Here is a 21,137-nt window from a genome sequence, read left to right on the forward strand (position 1 = left end):
GGCGCCAAGATCCAGATCTACTCCTGCTGGGGCGGCGACAACCAGAAATGGCGCGTCAGGCGCGGCCGCCGCCGACCAGGAGCCCCCGGGGCGGGCGGCGCGCGGGCGGCACCCGTTCACGCCGACGAGCCGCGCCCGGCCCTTCCGCGGCGGCTCCCCGGGCGACAAGCTCGTCTACGACAACCGGGCCGAAGGCGGCCTCAGCGGCACCGTGATCAACGGGCCGGGCGGCAGCCCGGTGAACAGCCCCGTGACCGGTCCGTTGAGCGCGCCGGTCGGCGGCGGTGAGGCCGGTGGTGGTGACGGCGCCGCCGCCCCGCCCGGCGCGATGATCATCCGGTACGGCGGCATCGGCTGGAACGGCGAGCCCGGCGGTCTCGACCGGTTCGACGGCGAGGCCCCCTGGCAGGAGTTCTGGCGGGAGCAGCCGGCGGAGCCCGAGGAGGAGACCGAGGCCCCGATCCGCACGGTGGCCAGGCTGGGCCTGCTGCTGGGCGTCGGGCTGCTGGTGGTGGGCCTGGTGTGGGCCGTGCTCAACGCGCGCGCGCATCCCGCGGTGGTCACCAGGGCGGCGGTGCAGGCGGCCGTCCCGGCCGAGACGCCCACACGCTGGACGGCCGCGATCGGCCCGGCCGCCGGGTCCGCCCTGTCGTCCCTGGACCGGCAGGCCGACCTGCCGAGACCGGCGGCGCCCACGGCCCGGGTGTCGCCCCGGTCGGCGTGGCTGGGGTCCGGGCGGGCCGGGGCGTTCTCGCTGGCGTGCACCGGGACGTGCCGGGTCGTCTCGGCCACCGGCACGCGCGGCATCGTCGTCGACGGCACGACGTTCCGCGTCCTGGACCCGCGTTCGCGGCCCGGCTGCCCGGGCGGGCCCGACGTGCGGCGCGGCCGGATCACCATCGTCTGGACGGGCCGCGCCACCGGCGACGGCCTGCGCACCGGCGGCACGGCGACCGCCGGCGGCACGCTCACCCTGAAGGTGGGCTGGACCGTCGCCAGGGACAAGGGCGTGCGGCGGCTCGACGCCGGCGGCGTCCGCTGGAGCAACTGCCGATGAGGCCCCGGACCGGCCGGGGCCCCACGCGCGGCTAGAAGAACCGGAACCCGGGCTCGGGCTCGGGCAGGTCCAGCTGTCGCGGCCCCCTGAACGTCGCGCTGTCCTTGGGCACGTCGGCCAGCGGCGTCCCGAGCACGAGCGGCACGGCCACGCTGCTGCGGGTCAGGTCGACGGTGACGGTCGCGCCGGTGCCCTCCTCACTGGTGTAGGTGGTGTCGGTCCCGGCGAGCACCAGGCCGATCCGGTGGCCCTTCCTGAAGGTGTAGTCCTGCGGCAGCGTCTGCCACCTGACCGTCCCGTACGTGCCGACGGGCAGCGGCTGGGCCTGGCTGAGCGAGTCGCGGTTCTGGACGTCGATCCAGCCGCGGGCGACGATCTCCAGCGGCCGGGTGGCCACGTTCGTGGTGACCTTCTTGTAGCAGGCGTCGTCGGCCGCGGTGCTCTCGCCGTGGCAGTCCTCCTCGGTGAGCGTGGTGACGCCCTGGCCGCGCCGCCAGTCGACGCGGGTGTCCTCGCCGAAGTCGACGAGCAGGGCGGTCAGGTTGGCGGTGGGCTTGTCGAGCTTGACCCGCAGGTCGGCGGTGGGCGTGCCGGACAGGCGCAGGTCCAGCGGGAGCGCGCCGGTGGTGAAGGCGGCGCGGCCCGGCTTGGCCGTGCCGACGTCGGCCACCATCTCGGTCTCGCTCAGCGCGAGGTCGGTGAAGGTGGCGGTGCTGTCGCCGCGGGCCTTGAGCAGGCCGAGCGAGCCGTCGGCGGCGGGCCGCAGCACGGCCTTGAGCGCGTACGGGGCCGGCCAGTCGCGCTGGGTGGTCCACTGCGCCGGGCCGAGCTGCACGTCGGCGCGGGGCTCGTTGGTGATCCCGTTGCGGACGCCGTGCAGCCAGTGGTCGAACCAGCGGTGCAGGGTGTCCACCCACAGGTCCCTGCGGCCCTCGAAGTCGAACGGGTCCACGTGCTGGTACTGGCCGACCCAGATCTTGCGCGGCACGTTCCGCTGGGCCAGGGCCTGCCACCAGGCGGAGAAGTTGTCCGGCCGGACGTTGAGGTCGTTGACCGTGTGCACGACGAAGACGCTGGCCTTGACCTTCGAGGCGTCGCCGAGCAGGCCCTTGAGGTAGTCGCGTTCGTTCCAGAAGGCGTTGTAGTTCCCGGTGTCGTCGCCGTCCTCGGCGTCCATGCGGTCGCGGACGGCCTGGCACTTGGCCTCGGGGTCGGTGTCGACGTAGTTGGTCAGCCAGGAGGCGTAGTCGTAGTTGTAGACCACGCCGTTCGAGCGCTGGTACTTGTACCAGGAGCTGATGGCCGAGATGGGGACGATCGTCTTCAGGCCCTCGACGCCGGTGGCGGCCACGGCGTTGGCCAGCGTGCCGTCGTAGGACTTGCCGATCATGGCGGCGTTGCCGGTGGTCCAGTCGGCCACCGCGGGGGTGCCGTCGGCCCTGACCGCCTTGGCACGGCCGTTCAGCCAGTCGATGACCGCCTTGCCGCCCAGCACGTCGGCCTTGCCGCCCATGTCGGGGCAGCCGTCGGACCTGGTGGTGCCGAGCATGTCCACGTTGAGCACGGCGTAGCCGCGCGGGACGAAGTAGTTGTCGTAGAACAGGGGGAATTTCGTGACATTGCCGGAGGCGTCGTACGCCTTGCGCTCCCCCTCGTTCCCGCGCCCGGAGTTGTCGTAGTACGGACTCTCGTCGATGATCACGGGCACCTTCAGGCCCGGACCGGACTCCTTGGGACGGATGATGTCCACCCTGACCCGGTCGAGCGCGCCGTCGAGGTCGCTGTCCACGGTGGACTCGACGTACACGTGCTCGCGGACGGCGTCGGCGTAGGAGAAGACCGGCTGCGTCCGGCCGTCCTTGACGGTGATCGTGGGTCCGGCAGCGGCTTGTGCCGGGGTCGCGATCGCCAAGGTGAGGGCGACCGCGAAGAGGGCCGGGCGTAATTGTGGCACGCGTGACCTCCGTGACAAGTGTCGTAATTTCCCCCGCAATGTCTCACCCGCCCAGAAAGCTGACAAGATCCCACCTATGGAGGCACAGGACCGGATCCGGGGCTGCCTGCTCGGCGGCGCGATCGGCGACGCCCTCGGGGCGCCCGTCGAGTTCGAGTCGTTGCGGGAGATCCGCCGGCAGCACGGCCAGGACGGCGTCACCGGCTATGTCACGACCTGGCGGGGCAGGCGCGCGCTCGTCACCGACGACACCCAGATGACCCTGTTCACCGTCGAGGCGCTGACCCGCGACCGCACGCCCGGCGAGGTGCGGCAGGCGTACCTGCGCTGGCTCGACACCCAGGAGCACCAGGCCCCGCCGCCCGCCGACCGGCCGCACCGGACCGGCGCGCTGCGCGAGGAGGGCTGGCTGTACTCCCGGCGGGCCCCGGGCAACGCCTGCCTGTCCGGACTGCGGCAACCCTTCCCCGGCCCGTCGCCGTCCGGCGTGCCCGGCCCGGTGAACCCGGACTCCAAGGGCTGCGGCACCGTCATGCGCTCGGCGCCGTTCGGGCTCGTCGCGCCGTACGACGCCGGTGCCGCGTTCGAGCTGGCGGCGGTCTGCGCGCAGATCACCCACGGCCATCCGACCGGCTACCTGGCCGCGGGCGCGTTCGCCGCGATCGTCGCCCGCCTGATGGCCGGCGAGCCGCTGGAGGCCGCCGTCGGCCACGCCCTCGGCCTGCTCGCCGGTCGTCCGGGGCACGAGGAGACGTCCGGCGCCCTGCGCGCGGCGCTCGACCTGGCCGCGTCCGGCCCGCACTCCCCCGAGCGGGTCGAGACGCTGGGCGGGGCGTGGGTGGCCGAGGAGGCGCTGGCCATCGGCGTCTACTGCGCCCTGGCCGAGCCCTCGCCCGAGCGGGCGCTGCTGCTGTCGGTCAACCATTCCGGCGACAGCGACTCGACCGGCTCGGTCTGCGGCAACCTGGTGGGCGCGCTGCGCGGCGCGGACGCGCTGCCGGCCGCCTGGGTGACACCGCTGGAGGGCCGCGAGACGATCGAGCGCCTGGCCGCCGCGCTCCTCTAGGCTGGAGGCTCACCGGGACGGAAGAGATCGCATGCGAAACGTCGCGCGGACCTCGCTCGTCGATGCCGCCATCGAGGAGCTCCGCGGGGAGATCACCAGTGGGGCGTGGCCGGTCGGGACGAAGATCCCGTCCGAGAGCCGGCTCGCCGAGAGCCTCGGCATGAGCCGGTTGTCGGTGCGCGAGGCGGTGCGGGTGCTGGCCCACGCCGGTCTGCTGCAGACCAGGCAGGGCGACGGCACGTACGTCACCGCCACCGACGAGTCGCAGGTGGCGCTGCGCCGGCGGCTCGACCGGGCGGCCGCGATGGACATCATCGACGTGCGCCGCGGGCTCGACCTGGTGGCCGCCCGGCTGGCGGCGGTCAAGCGCACCGGCGACGACGTCGCCGCGATGCGCGAGGCGCTGGCCCGCCGCGGGTCGGCCGCGGGCGCGGGCGACCTCGACGGGTTCGCCGACGCCGACGCCGACTTCCACCTGCTGGTGGCCGACGCCGCGCACAACCCGCTGCTGGCCGACCTCTACCGCAGCATGCGCGACGCGCTGCGCGACAGCGTCAGGGACCAGGAGCAGGCGGCGCTGGCGCCCGACCCGTCGCACGACGACCTGCTGGCCGCGATCGAGGCGGGCGACGCGGCCAGGGCGGTCGAGGTCTCGGTCGCCATCCTCGACGCCCAGGAACGCGACCTGTGACCCGCGCGCCGGGTCAGCGGGCGATCAGCACGGCGAGCCCGGCGGCCGGGCCGAGCAGGATCGAGGCGGCGGCGCACACCTGCGCGACCGGGCTCGACGCGGCGGGCCGTGCCGGGCCTTCCTGGGCGAAGACCGGGCGGATCCAGCGCAGGTAGTAGAACAGGCTCGCGACGGTGTTGGCGGCGGCGACCACCGCGAGCCAGGCGTAGCCGCCGTCCCAGGCGGCCGCGAACATCAGCAGCTTCCCGGCGAAGACCGCGGTCGGCGGCGTCCCGACCAGGCCGAGCAGGCACACCACCAGGGCGAACGCCGTCCAGGGCGAGCGGCGGCCGAGCCCGGCGTAGTCCGCCGGCCGCTCGGCCCCGGTGGCGACCACGACGGCGAACGCGCCCAGGTTCGTGACCGCGTAGGCGGCCAGGTAGACCAGCAGGGCGGGCGCGGCCAGGGCGGTGCGTCCGGCCACCGCGACCGGGACCAGCAGGTAACCGGCCTGGCTGATCGTCGAGTACGCCAGCAACCGCCGTACGTTCTCCTGCTGGAAGGCGGCCAGGTTGCCGAGCGTCATCGTGCCGGCGGCCAGCACCGCGAGCAGCGCGGGCTCGTCCAGCACCGTCGTCGCCAGCCGGTACAGCGCCACCAGCGCGCCGATCTTGGGCACCGTGGTCACGAACGCGGCCACCGGCGCCGACGTGCCCTCGGTGACGTCGGGCACCCAGAAGTGCGCGGGCGCTCCCCCGGCCTTGAACAGCGGCCCGGCCAGCAGCAGCACCGCGCCCACCGCCGGGGCGCGCGCGGCGGGGTAGGCGGTGGCGCCGGACCAGCCGTACACGACGGTGGCCCCGGCCAGCATGAGCACGCCGAGGAAGGCGCCCATCAGGTAGTACTTGAGCGCCGCCTCGGTGCCGGACGCGTCCTTGGCGAACCCCGCCAGCGCGTACGCCGGGACGCTCGCCAGCAGGTACGCCGCCACCAGCACGAGCAGGTCGTCCGCCCCCGCCATGAGCACGGACCCCAGCGCCGCCAGCACCATCAGCGTGTACAGCTCGGCCTCCCGGCCGTCCCCCCTGACCCGGCCGGTCGCCAGCCACACGGCCAGCAGGGTGGCCAGGCAGACGGTCAGCCGGGCGGCTCCGGTCGGCGGATCGACGGCGTAGGCGTCGAAGGCCAGGACGGCGGGGCGCGGCAGGGCGGCGGCGCTCGCCGCGGCGGCCCCGGCGAGCGCCGCCATGCACACCCAGGCGGCGACGCGCTGCCGCCCGCGGGCCACGAACAGCCCCGCGAGCAGCGCCGTCACCGCGCCCAGCACCATCAGGACCTCGGGCAGCATCGCGGTCACCGCCGCGCCGCCGTGGGGTGCGCTCACCGGCCCGCCAGGGCGACGACGGCACGGGCGGCGGGCTCGATCAGGTCCAGCAGCGGGCGCGGCGCCAGGCCGATGAGCAGGGACAGGACGAGCAGCGGGGCGATCGCGCCCAGCTCGCGCGGACGCAGGTCGGTGACCCGCGGCGTCAGCTCGCCCGGCTCGCCGAGGAACGCGCGTTGCAGCGCCCGCAGGAACAGCGCCGCGGTGATCAGGATGCCGGTCACGGAGAGCGCGCCCGCGACCACGGCCCCCGAGCCGATCACCCCGGTGAAGATCTGGAACTCGGCGATGAACCCGGACAGTCCGGGCAGCCCGAGCGAGGCGAACGCCGCCACCGCCGTGAGCCAGGCCAGCACGGGCGCGCGTCCCGCGATGCCGCCGTAGCGGCCGAGGGCGTAGCCGCCCGCGCGGTCCCACAGCACGCCGGTGATCAGGAACAGCGCGCCGGTGACCAGACCGTGGCTGACCATCTGGGTGACCGCGCCGCTGACCGCCAGCTCCTTGGCCCGCGCCGGGCCCCCGGCCAGCCCGGCGGCCCCCAGGGCGAGCACGACGTAGCCCATGTGGTTGACCGAGGTGTAGGCGACGAGCCGTTTGAGGTTCTCCTGGGCGAGCGCCACCAGGGCGCCGTACAGGACGCTGACCAGGCCGATCACGATGACCAGCCAGGCGTAGGCGCGCCACGGGCCGGGCAGCAGCGGCACGGCGATGCGGGCCAGCCCGTACGCGCCCATCTTGAGCAGCACCCCGGCGAGGATGGCCGATCCGGCGGCCGGGGCGTCGGTGTGCGCGGGCGGCAGCCAGGTGTGCACGGGCACGACCGGCGTCTTGACCCCCAGGCCGATCCCGATGGCGAGCAGCACGGCCGCGCCCGCGTCCGGCGGGCGGCGGGTGAGGTCGGCCAGGTCGAAGGTGTGCGGGTCGGCGGCCAGGTAGAGGCCGACGAAGCCGAGCAGCAGCGCCAGCGAGCCCAGGAAGGTGTAGAGGAAGAACGTCAGCGCGGACCTGGCCCGGTCGCCGTGCCCCCAGCCGACGATCATGAAGTACATGCCGACGATGGACAGGTCGAAGAAGACGAAGAACAGCAGCAGGTCGAGCGCCGCGAACAGGCCGGTGGAGACGGTCTGCAGGAACAGGAACAGCGCCGCGTGCGCCTTGGGCCTGGCGGGCTCGCCCAGCGAGTGGACGGCGCAGAGCAGGAACAGCACCGCGGTCATGGCGATCAGCGGCAGCGACAGGCCGTCCACGCCGACGTGGTAGCCGGCCCCCGCCGTCGGGATCCAGCGAAGCCTGGTCTCGTACGCCAGGCCGCCTCCGTACCCGGTCCACAGGGCGATGACCAGGGCGAGATCGGCGGCGGACGCGGCCACCCAGATCAGGCCGGCCGCGCGTGCCGTGACGCCGGGCAGGACGAACAGGGCGGCGGCGGCCAGCGGCAGGAACACGACGACGTCGAGCACGCCTCACCTCACGATCGCGAACACGACGGCCAGCACGACGAGGGCGACGGCGGCCTGGGCGAAGTAGGTGTGGATCTGTCCGGTCTGGGGGCGTCTGGCCAACCCGCCAAGGCGTCGTACCGCGCCGCCGATCCGTCGTACGAGCCCGTCGAGCCCCGACTCCAGCGGGCTTCCGGCCAGCCGCGCGGCCCGCAGTCCCGCCCGCGCGACCGCCTCGACCGCGCCGTGCACGACCCGCTCGTCGAACCAGGCCGCCCACCGCGCCGCCCGCAGCAGCGGCCGCCACACCACGGCCCGCGCCGCCCGCTCCAACCCCAGCCAGCGCCCGAACACCCCGCCCACGCGCGAAGGCCCGACCGTCCCGGGCCACACCGCGCTCGCGGCCGTCCCGGGCCGCCCCCCGATCACGGCGGTCCCCCGCCGCACCCCGATCGCGGCCGTCCCTGGTCGCACCGCGATCGCGGCGGTCACCAGGGCGAGCGCCGGGATCCCGGACAGGGCCAGCTCGCCCGCCGTGAGGCCGGGCGCGCCCGGGTCGCCCACCAGCCGGGACCACCAGCCGTGCAGCGCGGGCAGCCCGACGATCCCGAACCCGACCGCCACCAGGGCGAGCACCGGCAGCGGCAGCAGCTCGGGCCAGGCCACCCGGCCCGTGGCCCGCCGCTCGCTCCCGGTGCCGGTCGCCGCGTCGGCGGGCCGCCAGACCGCGGCCAGCGCCTTCCCCGCGTACAGGGCGGCCACCAACCCGGCGGCGAAGGCCACCACGCGCGGTCCAGGCTGCGCGACCCCGCCCAGGACGGCGTCCTTGGTCACCCACAACGACAGCGGCGGCAACCCGGCCAGCGCCGCGGCCCCCACCCCGAACGCCACCCCCACCAGCGGGAACCGCCGGGCCGCGCCGTGCAGCCCAGCCAGGTCCTTGGTGCCGAGCGCCGCCAGCCAGGCCCCCGCCGCGAGGAACAGCAGGCTCTTGACGGCGGCGTGCGCGACCAGGTGGGCCGTCCCGCCGGAGACCGCAGACGCCCCCGCCGCCAGCACCATGAACCCGACCTGCGCGCAGGTCGAGGCGGCCAGGAGCTGTTTGAGGTCCCGCTGCGCCAGCGCGACCAGGCCGAGCAGCAGCGCGGTCAGCGCGCCCGTCCAGGCCGCCACCGCCGCCGCCCAGCCGGTGGCCGCGAGCAGGGCGTGCAACCGCAGCAGCAGGTACGCCCCCGCGACCACCATGGTCGCCGCGTGCAGGAACGCCGACACCGGGCTCGGGCCCGCCATCGCCCGCGACAGCCAGAACGCGAACGGCCCCTGTGCCGACTTGCCCAGCGCGGCCAGCACGATCCCGCCCGCCGCCACGTCCCGCCACGGCGGCGGCAGCCCCGGCAGCCCGGCGAGCGCCAGGCCGCCGCCCGCGGCCAGGGCCGCGCCGCAGGCGACGTACAGGCCCAGGTCGCCGGCCCGGGTGGTGACGAAGGCGACGGCTCCGGACCGTACGCGCTCGCGGTCGCGCCACCGGTAGCCGATCAGCGCGTACGACATCGCGCCCATGACCTCCCAGCCCATCAGCAGCAGGACGAGGTCCGTCGCGGTCACCGTGGCCAGCATCGCGCCGAGGAAGATCAGCATCAGCCCGTGGAAGCGCCCCGACCGCTGCTCAGCCGCCGCGAACACCAGCACGGCCAGCCCGACCGCCGCCACGGTGACCACCATGACCGCCGAGAGCCCGTCCACGGCCAGCCCTTCGCCGAGGATCAGCCGGGCGGTCGCCGAGGGCCTGGTCGCCGCGGCATGCCCGGCCAGCCCGAGGGTGAGCGCGGCCGTGGCGACGGACAGGGCGGGGGCGGCGCGGCGCACGGGGATCAGCAGCGCGCCGGCGGCGGCGGGCAGCGCGGGCAGCAGCCACAGGGGCGGGCTCATCCCTTGAGGTCTCCGGCGGCGTCGGTCGTGTCCACGTCGCGGGCGCGGAAGACGGCCGTGGTGACGGCGAAGCCCATCGCCATCTCCAGCGCCATCACGGTGACCGCGACCAGCACGAGGACCTGGCCGTCCGCGGCGGCCGGGGCGACGTGGTACCAGAAGGCGCCGGCGGCCGCGAGCACGCCGTTGATCATGAGTTCCAGGCCCATCATCAGCATGACGATCGACTGCTGGGACAGCACGCCGTACAGGCCGACGGCGAACAGGGCGGCGGCCAGCAGCAGGAAGGCCTGGAGCGTCACCGGTCGTACCGTCCCCGGTGGGTGGCCAGCAGCACGGCCGAGATCATCGTCGCCAGGATCGCCACCCCGGCGACCATCATGACCAGCATCTTCGGTCCCATCAGGGACAGGCCGAGCGCGTGCGTGGGGTCCGCCGGCGGCCGTCCGCGCCGGCTCGGCGGGCGGACGAGCAGCGCCCCGGCGGCCAGCAGGACGAACACCGTTCCGGCGACGGCCGCCGCGCCCCGCTGGTTGTGCACCATCTTCATCGGCATCAGCCCGGCCGGGTTCATCATGTACATGATCATGAAGACGGCCATGACCAGCATCTCCATGACCATCATGAGGACGACCAGCACCCCCAGGTACTCCAGGTCGATCAGCAGCAGCGTCCCGCCCACGGCCAGCAGCGAGACCAGCAGCGCGAACGTCGCCCGCGCCATCGAGTCCACCACGAACACCGCCACCCCGCCCGCCACCGCGACGACCGCCAGCGCCCAGAACGCCACGTTCACGGCAGCACCGCCACCGCGACGACCAGCAGTTGCACGAGCGTCGCCGGGATCAGCACCACCCACGCGAACTGCACGAACCGGTCCATCCGCACGACCGGCATACGATGCCCGGCCAGCACCAGCACGGCCAGCACCGCCGCCGTCTTGACCGGCCCCCACACCCAGCCGGGCAGCACGGGCCCCGCCGCGCCCCCGAGGAACAGCGGCACCGCCCCGGCCGCCGCCACGACCAGCAGCGCGTGGCGTCCGGCCAGGAAGACCAGCCGGTCGGGGCCGCCCAGTTCGCCCGGCACGCCGCCGCACACGTCCCGCCCGACCGGCTGTCCCATCGGCCCCCAGAACGCCATCGCCACCGCCGAGACGAGATAGACCACGAACGCGACCGGCATCCACACCACGAACCACAGCTCGCGCTGCGCCGCCACGAGGTCCGCGAACCGCAACGACCCCGCCCCCACCCCCGCGGTGATCAGCACGAACATGTGCGGCAGCTCGTACGCCAGGCCCTGGACCAGGAACCGGTAGCCGCCGACCAGCGGCCACACGGCGTTGACCCCCCACCCGACCAGCCACAGGGCCCCCCAGACGCACACCTCCATGGCGTTGAACCACACCACCCCCGCCCCCAGGTCCAGCACCGGCGCGCCCCCCACCGGCAGGACGACGGCGGCCAGCAGCGCGGCCGCCGGCAACGCCACGACCCCGGCCCGGGTGAGCAGGACGTCGGCCCGGTCCGTCCGCCGCCGCTGCTGCACCACCAGCCGCGCCCCCTCCCTGAACGGCGCCACCGCCGCCGCCCGCCACGAGCTCCGGCCCGCGCCGAGCGCCGCGTCGAAGGCCGCCGCCCCCCACGTCAGCCCCGCCATCCCCAGGGCCATCCCCAGGGCCGTCCCCAATGCCGTCCCCGCAGCCACCGGTTCACCCGTCCCTGGCTGCCGACGGCAGCCGGTCGAGGTCCGGATCGAGACCGGCCACGATCAGCCGTGCCACGGCGAGCTCGGCCCCGGCCAGCAGGCCCGGCAACAACGCCAGCACCCGGTCCACCGGGACGTCATCGCCGTCCCCGGGTCCGGAGCGCTCTTCGGTCAGGGCCTCCACGTCCTCTTCGGTCAGGGCGTCCACGTCCTCTTCGGTCAGGGCGTCCACGTCCTCTTCGGTCAGGGCCTCCACCTCGTCGAGCCACCGGCGCGCACGATCCAGGGTGTCCCCACGCAGCCGCTGTGGAGCGTCGGGGCCGAGCTCACCCGCGCCGCGCAACATCCACCGCAGAACCCATGACCGGCGCACCCGCCGCGTGAACCGGACGCATCGGCGTCTTCCCCGCTCGTCCATGGCGTCCGCGAGCAGGCGGTCGCGCAGGCGCCGGGCGTCCGCCGCGGCGGCGGGCCATCCGGCCACGCCGAGCAGCCTGCCGAGGCCGTCCAGCCGGGCCGCCGCCGTCCGCCGCCGCGCCTCCGCCGGGCTCGCGCCCGGCTGCGGCGTCCAGAACGCGTCCCCCGTGCCGTCGGGCGGCAGGGTTCGCACCCGCGCCTCCTGGATGACGTCCCCTTGCAGGACGGTCTCCACCACCAGCCCCGCGGGCCAGTCCGCGAGCACGGGTCCCAGCGGCACGTGCAGCCGGTCCAGCTTCAGCCCGTCCCGGTCGGCCCCTCGGTCGGCCATGGGGGGGTCGTCCGCGGACGTCCCCGTGGCCAGGACGCCGGCCTGCCGCCACTGACCGGGTTCGTCCCCCAGCGTGCGGACGGCGTCGTCCAGCGCGGCCACGACCCGGTCGGCCGGGACGTCCGGCGGCAGTTCCACCAGCGCCCTCGGCACCGGGACCGCCCTCCAGACCTCCCGTACGGCCGCCGCCAGCTCCGCCCCGGGACGCCCGCACACCACCATCACGCTCGCCTCCGCCGCCGACGCCGCCACCGGCCAGCCACGGCGGTCCGCCTCCGCCTCGGCCAGCAGCCGCGCGCCCGTCCCGTACGGGCAGGCGACGAGGAGCACCCGGGGCCGCAGCGCCGCCTGCCGCAGCAGCCACCCCCTCAGGCCCACCGGAACGCCCCTTCCCGCCACGCGTACAGGACGCCGACCAGCAGCAGCCCCAGGAAGGCGAACATCTCCACGACCGCCGGCAGCCCCACCTCGGCCACCACGAGGGCCCACGGGTACATGAAGACCATCTCCATGTCGAAGGCGAGGAAGACCAGCGTCACGGCGTACCACCGGACGTGGAAGCGGGACACCGCGTGCTCCCGCGGCCGCGCCCCGGACAGGAACGGCCCCACCCGCGCGACTCCGCCGGGCGACAGGGCCAGGGAGGCCAGGTACACCGCGGCGACCCCGGCGGCGAGCAGCGCCACGAGCCCCAGCACAGCGCCCACCGCTCTCACCTGCCGCAGAGCCCGAAGATCAGATCACCTGCCCCTCACGGTAGCAACCGGAATCCGACTTCCCCGCGACCGACATCCCCCCTTACCAGCACGAACGCGGCCGGGTCGGCGACCGGAGGATCAGTGCTTGAGGCCGAGGGAGGTGACCAGGTCGCGCATCTCGTCGTCGTAGACGGCGGCCGGATCGTGGACGAGGGCGCGCAGGTGACCGTAGATCTCCAGGGCGACGAGCCCGTGCATGCGGCCCCACACCCGCAGCGTCACCGCGATGGCCGCCGGCGGCAGGTCCGGGAAGTCCTCCCGGACGTGGGCGACCAGGGCGGGGTCGAAGTCGTCCCAGGTGTAGGCGCCGCCCCCGGACGCGCACTCCCGGGCCGCCGGCCAGGCCGCGGCGACCAGCCCGACGATGCCGGCGCAGGCACGCGCTTCGGCCTCCTTGCCCGGACCTTCTCCGGGCGGACGGTAGCCCGGCACGGGGTCACCGTAGACCAGCCGGAAGCCCTCGGGGTTGGCCAGCGCCCACGCGCGCATGGCCCGGGCCCAGGCCAGGATCCGCCCGCCCGGATCGTTCTCCGGCACCGCGTCGCGGGCGGCCTCGGCCGCGTCGACGGCCGAGGTGTAGACGTCGCCGATGAGGGTCGTGACCAGGTCGTCGCGGGTGGGGAAGTAGCTGTAGATCGCACCGGCCGTCATGCCCATCTCGCGGGCGATCGCGCGCAGCGAGATGGCGTCGGGGCCGCCGTCGGCCATGAGCTGCAGGGCGATCGTCTTGATCTCGGCGCTGGTCTGGGCGCGTAGCCGGTCCCGGCGGCTCGTCCTGGGGTCGCTCACGGTCGACAGCTTACACGGCATGCTGTTTACTGAACGGCGTGTAGTAATCGAACGCTGTGTTGGGAGTCAGCAGGTGAGCACCACCGATGTGATCCACGCCTACCTCGACGTCTGGAACGAGCCGGACGCCGCCGCCCGGTCGGCCCTGATGAGGTCCGTCCTCACCGAGGACTCGCTCTACGTCGATCCCGAGAACGCGGGCCTGCGCGGGCACGCCGAGCTGTCCGAGGTGATCGGCCGCGTCCGGAGCGGGCTCGGCGACCTCCGGTTCAGCCTCGACGCCGTGGTCGGCGTCCACCATGACCGCGCGTTGTTCCGCTGGCGGCTCGGCCCGGCCGTCACCGGCTACGACGTCGTGGAGTTCGACGGGGGCCGCATCCGCAGCATCGTCGGGTTCTTCGCCTGAACCGCCCCCCGCCGGACCGCAGCCCCGCCATCCATCGCGGCACAAGCCGCGCGAACCACACAGGAGCCCACATGTCCCTCTCGTCCGCCTCCCGCGCGCCGGTCACCGTCGTCGGCCTCGGGCTGATGGGCCAGGCGCTGGCCACGGCCTTCCTGGCGAACGGTCACCCGACCACCGTCTGGAACCGCTCGGCGGCCAAGGCCGGCGACCTCGTCGCCAAGGGAGCCACCCTGGCCGGCTCCGTCGCAAGCGCGGTCGAGGCGAGCCCGCTCGTCGTCGTCTGCGTCTCGGACCACGACGCCGTGCACGGGGTGCTGGACCCGGTCGCCTCCTCGCTGGCCGGCCGCACCCTCGTCAACCTGACCACGGCGACCTCCGCTCAGGCCCGCGACACCGCGAGGTGGGCGGCGGCGATCGGGAGCGCTTATCTCGACGGGGCGATCCTCGCCCTCCCCCAGGCGATCGGCACCGCCGACGCCACGGTGCTGTACTCCGGCCCGGAGGCCGCCTTCGAGGAGCACCTGCCCACCTTGCGGGCGCTCTCCGGAGACGGGACCGTCCATCTCGGCGAGGACCACGCCCTGTCCGCCCTGTACGACATGTCGGTCCTGAGCGTCATGTGGGGCGTGCTGAACGGCTTCCTCCAGGGCGCCGCCCTGCTGGGCGCCGCGAACGTCAAGGCGACGACCTTCGCGTCCCTGGCCACCACCGCCATCGGCGTGACGACCGGCTACGTCTCCGCCTACGCCCGGCAGATCGACGAGGGCCGGTACCCGGCCGCCGACGCCACCCTCGCCGTCCACCTGGGCGGGATGGAGCACCTGGCGCAGGAGAGCCGGGCGCTCGGCGTCAACACCGAGCTGCCGGACCTCTTCCTGGACCTGGCGCGGCGCGCGGCGGCCGGCGGCCGTGCCGGCGACGGGTACGCGGCGATGATCGAACAGTTCCGCGAGCCCTCCGTCTGACCTTTCCTGGCGGCGCTAACCGCCGATGACGAGGGTCTCCGTGGAGCCGTCCTCGTCGGGAGGGTCGTCGGCGGCGGCGTTCCGGCGCGCGCCGGACGATCGTCCCGGTCGTCCCGCTCGCCCCGCTTGTCGCGGCGTCCCGCGAAGGCGCGGCAGGCGGGACGCCACGAGCGCCACCAGCGCGCCGGCCGCCGCCGCGGGCACCAGCAGGTACGCCGGAACCCCGCCGCCCGGCGCCTCCCCGGCCGGAACCCGCGCAGCCGCACTCCCAGCGGCCCCGCCCCCGCCTCCGACCTGCGTCCCGGCCTGCGTCCCGGTCGGTGCCCCGGCCTCCGTCCCCGCCTGCGTCCCGGTCGGCTCACCGCTCGGCTCACCGGTCGGCACCGGTGTGCTCTTGCCCGGGGAGAAGCCCGGCGGCCGGATCGCGCCCCAAGGGTCCTTCCCGTCGCCGCCGAACGTCGCCACCTTGTCCGGCGGCACCGGGTCTGCCAGCAGCCGCCCGGGAACCGTGAGCGTCCCCACGGCGTACGGCTCGAACCAGCCCTGGAGGCCCTCCACCCGCCACACCCCGTCCGGCACGGCCACCGACGTGGCGTAGTGTCCGGCCTCCGGCAGCGGGGTGCCGGCGAAGGTGACGGTCCTGCCGTCGCCCCGGGTGAGGCGCAGGCCGACGGGGTCCAGCTCGCCCGCGTAGGGATGCGTGCCGTGCTGCAGCACCCAGAACCCCACCGTGTACGTCCTCCCGCCCGCGAACGCCGCCGGCGGCGGATCGAGGTAGGTCACCGCCCACCCCCCGCGCGAGGACGCGGACGCCGCCCCTGCCCACCATCCGGACGCCACCAGGACGACCAGCACGGCGGCCGCCAGAGCAGCCGGTACGGCCACGTTTCTCTTCATCACGCACCTCCGACCTCCCTACACCGCCCGGCCCCGCCGGGTTCCGCCCGCGACCCGGCGGGGCAGCCGGCCGTTTTCCGCCGAACGGGTGCGACAATTCCCGGTGCGGCGCGCACAATGGAGTCAGCACGAAGAAATCAGGGCGAGAATTCGGCGAGGAGGCTTACGCCGTGTCCGCCACCGGAGGCGAATATCTGACCGCGATGCTCGACGTTCTGGTTTACGAGAACGTATTGGTCGCCTGGCGCCGCGCGCCGGGTGGTTATCTGATCGTCACGCACGAGGGCGAGGAGATCCGGCTGACCGCGCAGCAGGCAGGGATGTGGGCGCAGGGGGCGTTCGCGGTTTATCTGGCGTTGGTGGATCAGCGCCGTATCACTCCGCGTATTCCGGGTGACACCACAGCGCAATAACACGCATCAGAACAAAAACCCATTTTTCCAGATTTGTCGCCACAGCGGCCGAGAAGAACCGTCCGGGCAGCAGGTCAAACCGGTTTCCTGGCGCGTCCGAGAATGTGCGGCAACCTCGGCGACAACGGCAGCGGCCGGAACGCGAACCGTTCGCGCTCCTCGACCACCAGCCCGCTGTCGATCAGGGCGCGCTCGGTGTCGCGGTTGAGGCGGCACCCGCCGGCCATCCGCCGCCACAGCGGCGTCACGAGGTCCTGCACCAGCGCGCCGGCGGCGCGCGAGGAGCGCACGTGCTCGTAGAACCGCACCTCGCCGCCGGGCCTGAGCACCCGGGACACCTCGCCGAGCACCGCGCGCAGGTCGGGCACCGAGCACAACACCAGCGAGAGCACCACGGCGTCGAAGGAGGCGTCGGCGAACCGCAGGTCCGCGGCGTGCCCGGCGACCACGCTCACGGGCACCGGCGCGCCGGCCGCGGCCCGGCCGGCCAGCCGCCGCAGCCGGTCCTCCGGCTCGACGGCGACCACCTCGCGCACCCCCGCCGGGTAGTGCGCGAAGTTCAGCCCGTTGCCCGCGCCGACCTCCAGCACCCGCCCGGCCAGCCCGGCCAGCAGGCGCCGCCGGTGTTCGGCCGCGCCCCGCCGCTCCGACTCGGCGCTCATCCGCTCGTACGCCTGGGCGAAGCGGGGGTTCTGGAACCGCGTCAGGTCCTGCACGTCCTCCACGCTAACCCGCCCGCGCGCGCCCCGCGTGGATCCGTCACGACCGGACGAGGCGGGCGATGGCGTCGGCCGCCTCCTTGACCTTGGCCTCCGCCTCGGCCCCGCCCTTGTGCGCCGCCTCGACCACACAGTGCGCCATGTGCTCCTCCAGCAGCGACAACGCGAACGACTGCAACGCGCTCGTCGTCGCCGAGACCTGCGTCAGGATGTCGATGCAGTACTTGTCGTCCTCGACCATGCGCTGGATGCCCCGCGCCTGGCCCTCGATCCGGCGCAGCCGCCGGAGGTGGTCCTGCTTGCCGTCGGTGTACCCGGCCATCTCCCGGTCCTCTCGCTCGCTACACCGACCGCAACACGGTACCCCCCTACCGTATTCCGGAGCGGGGCCGGTCAGCCGCCCTGGTTGTTCATGAAGCGCGAGATCAGCCACTGGCCGCCCTGGTGCGAGAGCATGAAGAGCTCGCGGTAGGTGGTGTCGCCCTGCTTGCTGGTCGAGCGCGCGAAGGCGTCCTGGGTGCCCGCGTTCCGCGTCTCGTCGATGGTGTGCGTGGCCGCCTTCAGGTCGGCGCCGTCCTTGAGCAGCTTCTCGTAGAGGCTGCGGACGGCCTGCGAGCCCGTGGCCGTGGCCTGCCCGTCGAAGGCCACCACGGCATCGCTGGTGAACGTCTTCACGACCGCGTCCACGTTGCCGGACTTCAGGGCGTCGAAGTAGTTCTGGACGGCGGCGCGCGGCTGGGTGGCCGCCGTCATGGTGCCGGTCGGCGTGGCGGTCTCGGTCATGGTCTCGGTCGTGGTCGGCGACTCCATGCCGGTCTCGGTGGGCGTCATCATGGTCTCGGTCGGCGTGGCCGGGCTGGCCTCCCCCTTCATCGCCTGCGTGTTGCTCCCCGCGGAGCAGCCCGCGACCAGGACGACGGGAACGATCGCGGCCAGCAGGAGTGCCCTGCGCTCAGAAATCTTGCTCATGGCCGGGTTGATGCCCTCGCCGGTCGTCCCCGAATGCCCGGTTTAGGCACTCCGCACGACCCCTTTACCTCATGTCGGCATTACTCACGGTAACGCTTCACTGTCATTGGTGAGACCGGTCAGAGCTGTGATCGTTGCCGCCCCGAGACCGGGCGGGTAGGGGCCGCCTATAGCGTCCCTCCAGTGCGGCCAAAACAGGCGAATCCGGAACCACTGCCCCAGCGTGAGGACGCCGAGCGCTGTGCCAGCGTCCGGTCCGGGCGGCGGTGCGTCCTTCCCGCGGCCCACCCCACCCCGCACGTCTACCCGCCCGTGGAGACTCTCTAGCGACGTCCTCGCAGGTGAGAGGGCCGGCCGGCGGGGCAGGTGACGACGATGGACGAGCCGACGACCACCGTCACGCCCTGCGAGGACGGCCCGCTGCTGATCAGAGGCCCCTTCGAGCTGCTCACTCAGGACGGCGAGCCGATCGACCCGGGACGGGCCACGGTCGCGCTGTGCCGGTGCGGCCGATCGTCGACCAAGCCGTTCTGCGACGGCTCCCACAAGTCCGTCGGCTTCCGGGCGTCGAGCGAGCCCGACCCGCCGGCCGACTCCTGAGCCCGCGCGCGCAGCCACCGCGCCGAGTGGGCGGCCCGCGCGAGCCGTCCCCCCGCGTACGGCACGCCGCCCGCGCAGGCCGCCCCCACCGCCAGCCAGGAGCACACCGCCCGCTCCAGCACCCACACCGGCGCGAACAGCGAGGCGCCGGCCGGGAAGACCCGCCGCCCGCCGGCCCGCCGCCGCCCGGCCTCGGCCAGCGCCACGGCCGCCCCGGCGGCGGCCAGCAGCGGCAGCGGACGGCGCACCAGCGCGAGCGCGGGCAGCACCGCCAGGAAGGACGCCAGCCGCACCGGCTGGGCGAGGTCGTCGTAGGCCTGCCGGACCCGCTGCGACCAGAAACGCCGCGCGTCGCACGGCAGCCTCCGGACGTACAGGCCGGGCGGGCGCAGCTCGCGCCCGCCGTGGGCGCGCACGGTGCGGACGAGCTCCAGGTTCTCGAACAGCACGTCGCCGTCGTAGCCGCCCATGGCCAGGAAGAACGACCGCCGGACGCCGAACGTGCCCGGGTAGTCGGCGCCGAACGCGCGGTTGAGCAGGGTGCGGGCGGTGTCCCAGCGGGCGTGCCAGGGGGCGGGGTCGAAGTAGTTCTGCGGCCTGACCAGCTCGGCGCGGGCGAGCAGGGCGTGCATCTCGGCCAGCGCGGGCAGGTCGTAGCGCACGTCGTCGTCGGCGATCACGACCCGGTCGCCCTCGGCCAGCCGCAGCCCGGTCGTCACGCCGTTGACCTTGCCGTTGGCGAAGGACAGGCCGGCCGCCGGGCTGACGTGCCGGACCAGGCAGCGCCAGCGGCGGGCGTGGCGGGCGTACAGCTCGGGCCGGCTGCCGTCGACCACGGTCACGCGTACGTGCGGCGCGAGGGCCCGCAGGTACTCGGTCAGCTCGTCGAGGCCGGAGTCGTCCTGCCAGCGCAGCGGGATCACGTAGTCCAGGTCGATCACGCGGACACCTCCTGGCCGAGCAGCGAGGACGCGCCGCGCTCCCAGCGGCCCATGACGTGCTCGGCCCAGCGGCGTTCGAGGGCCAGGGCGCAGGCGGCGCCGTACAGGACGTCGCCGGTCAGGGCGGGGAAGGCGGCCGCGAACCCGCCGCACAGGTCGGCCGCGGCGATCTGCTCGTGCACGGCGTCGGCCTGCACGTGCTCCTCGTAGAACCGGGCCGCCGCCGCGTCGCCGCCGAGCCGGCGCAGGCCCGCGGCGTAGCGGCGGTTGGGCAGCGACGAGGTCATCTCGATCGCGGCCAGGTGGCCGACCAGCGCGCCGCGCAGCCGCCGGTGCAGCCCGAACAGCGACATGGCGTTGGTGACGGCCAGGGTGACCGCGGGGACCCGCGGCAGGTACGCGCCGTAGGAGTCGTCGAGGCCGAGGCCGCGCATGGTGTGGCCGAACAGCTCGCAGTGCATGCGCTCGGGCCGACCGCCGCCGTACTCGTCGGCCTGGATCTCCACCAGGGCCGCCTTGGGCCGGCCGCGCAGGCGCGGGATCGCCCAGGTGTGCGGGTCGGCCTCCTTCAGGTGGTAGATCGAGCGGTGGATGACGAACTCGCGGAAGGTGTCGATGCCGGCCTCGCGCTGGAGGTGCAGCGAGACCGACGGGCCGTCGTCGTCCTCGGCGGTCAGCGCGGTGAGCGCGCGCCGCACCTCGCCGGGCGGCACCGGCGCGGGACGCGGCACGGCCCCGGCCAGCTCCCGCTCGAACCGGTCCTCCAGCAGGCCGCGCAGGCGCAGCAGCGACGGCTCCCACTCCCAGCGGTCGTCCACCTCGTCGAAGCCCTGGTAGTGCAGCTCGTAGCAGGCGAACAGGGCGAGCTGGAGATCCTCCTCGCCGTCGGGGCCGGGGGCGTCGGGCAGCGTCGCGGGCGGCCGGGCGAGCCGGTCGAAGAGCAGGTCGGTGAGCGGGCCACGCGCGGGCGGCAGGCGCATCAGGCGGCCTTGCGGTAGACGGAGACGTGCGCGCGGCTCTCGTCGGTGAACGGGGTGCCGATCCAGTCGGCCCAGCGGTGTTCCAGGGCCATCCCGGCCAGCCTGGCCATCAGGTCGAGCTCGGCGGGCCAGGCGTAGCGGTGGTTGGCGGGCAGCAGCCGCACGCCCTCGCCGGTCAGCCGTACGCGGGTGGTGCGCATGTGCTGGGTGGCCGGGGCGAGCCTGGCCGCCTCGATGACGACGGCGTCCTCGGCCAACGACAGCAGCCGCAGCGCCGAGCCGTCGCGGAAGGCGGCCGGGTCGGGCACCCACGCCTCGACCACGAACCGCCCGCCGCCGCGCAGGTGCCGGGCCGCGTTGGCGAAGCAGTTGACCTGAGCCTCCTGGGTGGGCAGGGCGAAGATCGTGTTGATCGCGAGCACCACCAGCGCGTACGAGCCCTCGACCCGCATGGTGGAGAAGTCGCCCACCGTCACGGGGACGGCCGCGCCGCCGGGTTTGGCGCGCAGCTCGCGGGTCATCTCCGGCGAGGCGTCGATCCCGGCGACGGACAGGCCGCGGGCGGCGAGCGGGAGCGCCAGCCGCCCGGTGCCGATGCCGAACTCCAGCACGGGGCCGCCCTCGGCCAGCGTCGCCAGCCGCTCGACGGCCGCGCCGGTCGGCAGCTCCGTCACCGTGGCGTCGTAGATGTCGGCGATCCCGCGCCCGTAGGCGGAGGCGTCGTAGGCCACGGCGCACCTCCT

At 74.5% G+C, this 21,137-nt stretch carries 22 protein-coding genes and 2 pseudogenes; 7 read left to right on the forward strand and 17 right to left on the reverse strand.

The window, feature by feature from the left end; genetic code table 11:
• A pseudogene (locus ACWEJ6_RS08550) lies at nucleotides 1-1,057 on the forward strand (hypothetical protein); the annotation flags it as partial.
• A 31-nt stretch (nucleotides 1,058-1,088) separates the two neighbouring features.
• On the opposite strand, the gene ACWEJ6_RS08555 reads toward ACWEJ6_RS08550, so the two are convergent.
• On the reverse strand, nucleotides 1,089-3,011 hold the full coding sequence (locus ACWEJ6_RS08555) for a Xaa-Pro dipeptidyl-peptidase (protein ID WP_452422421.1): 1,923 nt from the start codon (nucleotides 3,009-3,011) through the stop codon (nucleotides 1,089-1,091).
• A 76-nt stretch (nucleotides 3,012-3,087) separates the two neighbouring features.
• Here ACWEJ6_RS08555 and ACWEJ6_RS08560 point away from each other — a divergent pair, with 76 nt between their 5' ends.
• Nucleotides 3,088-4,077, forward strand: coding sequence for an ADP-ribosylglycohydrolase family protein (locus ACWEJ6_RS08560; RefSeq protein WP_452422423.1), 990 nt, complete (start codon nucleotides 3,088-3,090; stop codon nucleotides 4,075-4,077).
• Between the two features lie 31 nt (nucleotides 4,078-4,108).
• The gene (locus ACWEJ6_RS08565; protein ID WP_452422425.1) at nucleotides 4,109-4,768 is read left to right on the forward strand and encodes a FadR/GntR family transcriptional regulator; all 660 of its coding nucleotides are present in this window, start codon (nucleotides 4,109-4,111) and stop codon (nucleotides 4,766-4,768) included.
• 13 nt (nucleotides 4,769-4,781) lie between these two features.
• Here the strand turns inward: ACWEJ6_RS08565 and ACWEJ6_RS08570 are convergent, their stop codons facing one another.
• The 9 genes from ACWEJ6_RS08570 to ACWEJ6_RS08610 form a co-directional block, all read right to left on the reverse strand.
• Nucleotides 4,782-6,131: an NADH-quinone oxidoreductase subunit N gene (locus ACWEJ6_RS08570; protein WP_452422427.1), complete on the reverse strand. Its 1,350-nt coding sequence runs from the start codon at nucleotides 6,129-6,131 to the stop codon at nucleotides 4,782-4,784.
• On the reverse strand, nucleotides 6,128-7,591 hold the full coding sequence (locus ACWEJ6_RS08575) for a complex I subunit 4 family protein (protein ID WP_452422429.1): 1,464 nt from the start codon (nucleotides 7,589-7,591) through the stop codon (nucleotides 6,128-6,130). The genes ACWEJ6_RS08570 and ACWEJ6_RS08575 overlap by 4 nt, the downstream gene beginning before the upstream one ends.
• A 3-nt stretch (nucleotides 7,592-7,594) precedes the next feature.
• Nucleotides 7,595-9,499, reverse strand: a complete 1,905-nt coding sequence (locus ACWEJ6_RS08580) for a proton-conducting transporter transmembrane domain-containing protein (protein WP_452422431.1) — start codon at nucleotides 9,497-9,499, stop codon at nucleotides 7,595-7,597.
• Nucleotides 9,496-9,801 (reverse strand): NADH-quinone oxidoreductase subunit NuoK, encoded by a 306-nt coding sequence (gene nuoK, locus ACWEJ6_RS08585; protein WP_352358980.1) that lies wholly within the window; start codon nucleotides 9,799-9,801, stop codon nucleotides 9,496-9,498. The genes ACWEJ6_RS08580 and nuoK overlap by 4 nt, the downstream gene beginning before the upstream one ends.
• Nucleotides 9,798-10,295, reverse strand: a complete 498-nt coding sequence (locus tag ACWEJ6_RS08590; RefSeq protein WP_387663785.1) for an NADH-quinone oxidoreductase subunit J — start codon at nucleotides 10,293-10,295, stop codon at nucleotides 9,798-9,800. The genes nuoK and ACWEJ6_RS08590 overlap by 4 nt, the downstream gene beginning before the upstream one ends.
• Nucleotides 10,292-11,209 carry an NADH-quinone oxidoreductase subunit H gene (locus tag ACWEJ6_RS08595; RefSeq protein WP_452422434.1) on the reverse strand — a complete coding sequence of 306 codons (918 nt, stop codon included), beginning with the start codon at nucleotides 11,207-11,209 and terminating at the stop codon, nucleotides 10,292-10,294. The genes ACWEJ6_RS08590 and ACWEJ6_RS08595 overlap by 4 nt, the downstream gene beginning before the upstream one ends.
• 4 nt (nucleotides 11,210-11,213) lie before the next feature.
• Complete coding sequence (locus ACWEJ6_RS08600) at nucleotides 11,214-12,335, reverse strand: hypothetical protein (protein ID WP_452422436.1); 1,122 nt, start codon at nucleotides 12,333-12,335, stop codon at nucleotides 11,214-11,216.
• Nucleotides 12,326-12,664, reverse strand: coding sequence for an NADH-quinone oxidoreductase subunit A (locus ACWEJ6_RS08605; protein WP_452422438.1), 339 nt, complete (start codon nucleotides 12,662-12,664; stop codon nucleotides 12,326-12,328). The genes ACWEJ6_RS08600 and ACWEJ6_RS08605 overlap by 10 nt, the downstream gene beginning before the upstream one ends.
• Before the next feature lie 129 nt (nucleotides 12,665-12,793).
• Nucleotides 12,794-13,504, reverse strand: coding sequence for a TetR/AcrR family transcriptional regulator (locus ACWEJ6_RS08610; protein ID WP_452422440.1), 711 nt, complete (start codon nucleotides 13,502-13,504; stop codon nucleotides 12,794-12,796).
• Between the two features lie 73 nt (nucleotides 13,505-13,577).
• Here ACWEJ6_RS08610 and ACWEJ6_RS08615 point away from each other — a divergent pair, with 73 nt between their 5' ends.
• Both ACWEJ6_RS08615 and ACWEJ6_RS08620 read left to right on the forward strand, forming a co-directional pair.
• Entirely contained in the window at nucleotides 13,578-13,910 is a 333-nt protein-coding gene (locus ACWEJ6_RS08615) for a nuclear transport factor 2 family protein (protein ID WP_452422442.1), read from the forward strand.
• Nucleotides 13,911-13,981: 71 nt separating this feature from the next.
• Nucleotides 13,982-14,875 (forward strand): NAD(P)-dependent oxidoreductase, encoded by an 894-nt coding sequence (locus ACWEJ6_RS08620; protein ID WP_452422444.1) that lies wholly within the window; start codon nucleotides 13,982-13,984, stop codon nucleotides 14,873-14,875.
• Nucleotides 14,876-14,890: 15 nt separating this feature from the next.
• Here ACWEJ6_RS08620 and ACWEJ6_RS08625 read toward each other — a convergent pair whose 3' ends face one another.
• Nucleotides 14,891-15,772, reverse strand: a complete 882-nt coding sequence (locus ACWEJ6_RS08625) for a hypothetical protein (protein WP_452422446.1) — start codon at nucleotides 15,770-15,772, stop codon at nucleotides 14,891-14,893.
• Nucleotides 15,773-15,942: 170 nt separating this feature from the next.
• Between ACWEJ6_RS08625 and ACWEJ6_RS08630 the strand changes: the two genes are divergently transcribed.
• Nucleotides 15,943-16,185 carry a VOC family protein gene (locus ACWEJ6_RS08630; protein ID WP_358284431.1) on the forward strand — a complete coding sequence of 81 codons (243 nt, stop codon included), beginning with the start codon at nucleotides 15,943-15,945 and terminating at the stop codon, nucleotides 16,183-16,185.
• A gap of 74 nt (nucleotides 16,186-16,259) precedes the next feature.
• Here ACWEJ6_RS08630 and ACWEJ6_RS08635 read toward each other — a convergent pair whose 3' ends face one another.
• From ACWEJ6_RS08635 to ACWEJ6_RS08645, 3 genes are all read right to left on the reverse strand, one after another.
• Nucleotides 16,260-16,901 carry a class I SAM-dependent methyltransferase gene (locus ACWEJ6_RS08635; protein ID WP_452422448.1) on the reverse strand — a complete coding sequence of 214 codons (642 nt, stop codon included), beginning with the start codon at nucleotides 16,899-16,901 and terminating at the stop codon, nucleotides 16,260-16,262.
• 43 nt (nucleotides 16,902-16,944) lie between these two features.
• Entirely contained in the window at nucleotides 16,945-17,226 is a 282-nt protein-coding gene (locus ACWEJ6_RS08640; protein WP_364328945.1) for a metal-sensitive transcriptional regulator, read from the reverse strand.
• A 71-nt stretch (nucleotides 17,227-17,297) separates the two neighbouring features.
• Nucleotides 17,298-17,873: a YybH family protein gene (locus ACWEJ6_RS08645; protein WP_452422450.1), complete on the reverse strand. Its 576-nt coding sequence runs from the start codon at nucleotides 17,871-17,873 to the stop codon at nucleotides 17,298-17,300.
• A 375-nt stretch (nucleotides 17,874-18,248) separates the two neighbouring features.
• Between ACWEJ6_RS08645 and ACWEJ6_RS08650 the strand changes: the two are divergent.
• A pseudogene (locus tag ACWEJ6_RS08650) lies at nucleotides 18,249-18,362 on the forward strand (hypothetical protein); the annotation flags it as partial.
• Here the strand turns inward: ACWEJ6_RS08650 and ACWEJ6_RS08655 are convergent.
• From ACWEJ6_RS08655 to ACWEJ6_RS08665, 3 genes are read right to left on the reverse strand one after another with little or no spacing between them, the layout of a single operon-like run.
• Nucleotides 18,326-19,414, reverse strand: a complete 1,089-nt coding sequence (locus tag ACWEJ6_RS08655) for a glycosyltransferase (RefSeq protein WP_452422452.1) — start codon at nucleotides 19,412-19,414, stop codon at nucleotides 18,326-18,328. The pseudogene ACWEJ6_RS08650 and the gene ACWEJ6_RS08655 overlap by 37 nt on opposite strands.
• Nucleotides 19,411-20,394 (reverse strand): iron-containing redox enzyme family protein, encoded by a 984-nt coding sequence (locus ACWEJ6_RS08660; protein ID WP_452422454.1) that lies wholly within the window; start codon nucleotides 20,392-20,394, stop codon nucleotides 19,411-19,413. Before ACWEJ6_RS08660 ends, ACWEJ6_RS08655 begins: the two co-directional genes overlap by 4 nt.
• On the reverse strand, nucleotides 20,394-21,125 hold the full coding sequence (locus ACWEJ6_RS08665) for a class I SAM-dependent DNA methyltransferase (protein ID WP_452422456.1): 732 nt from the start codon (nucleotides 21,123-21,125) through the stop codon (nucleotides 20,394-20,396). The genes ACWEJ6_RS08660 and ACWEJ6_RS08665 overlap by 1 nt, the downstream gene beginning before the upstream one ends.
• Between the last annotated feature and the right edge of the window lie 12 nt (nucleotides 21,126-21,137).

The sequence above is a fragment of the Nonomuraea sp. NPDC004702 genome (assembly GCF_053601695.1).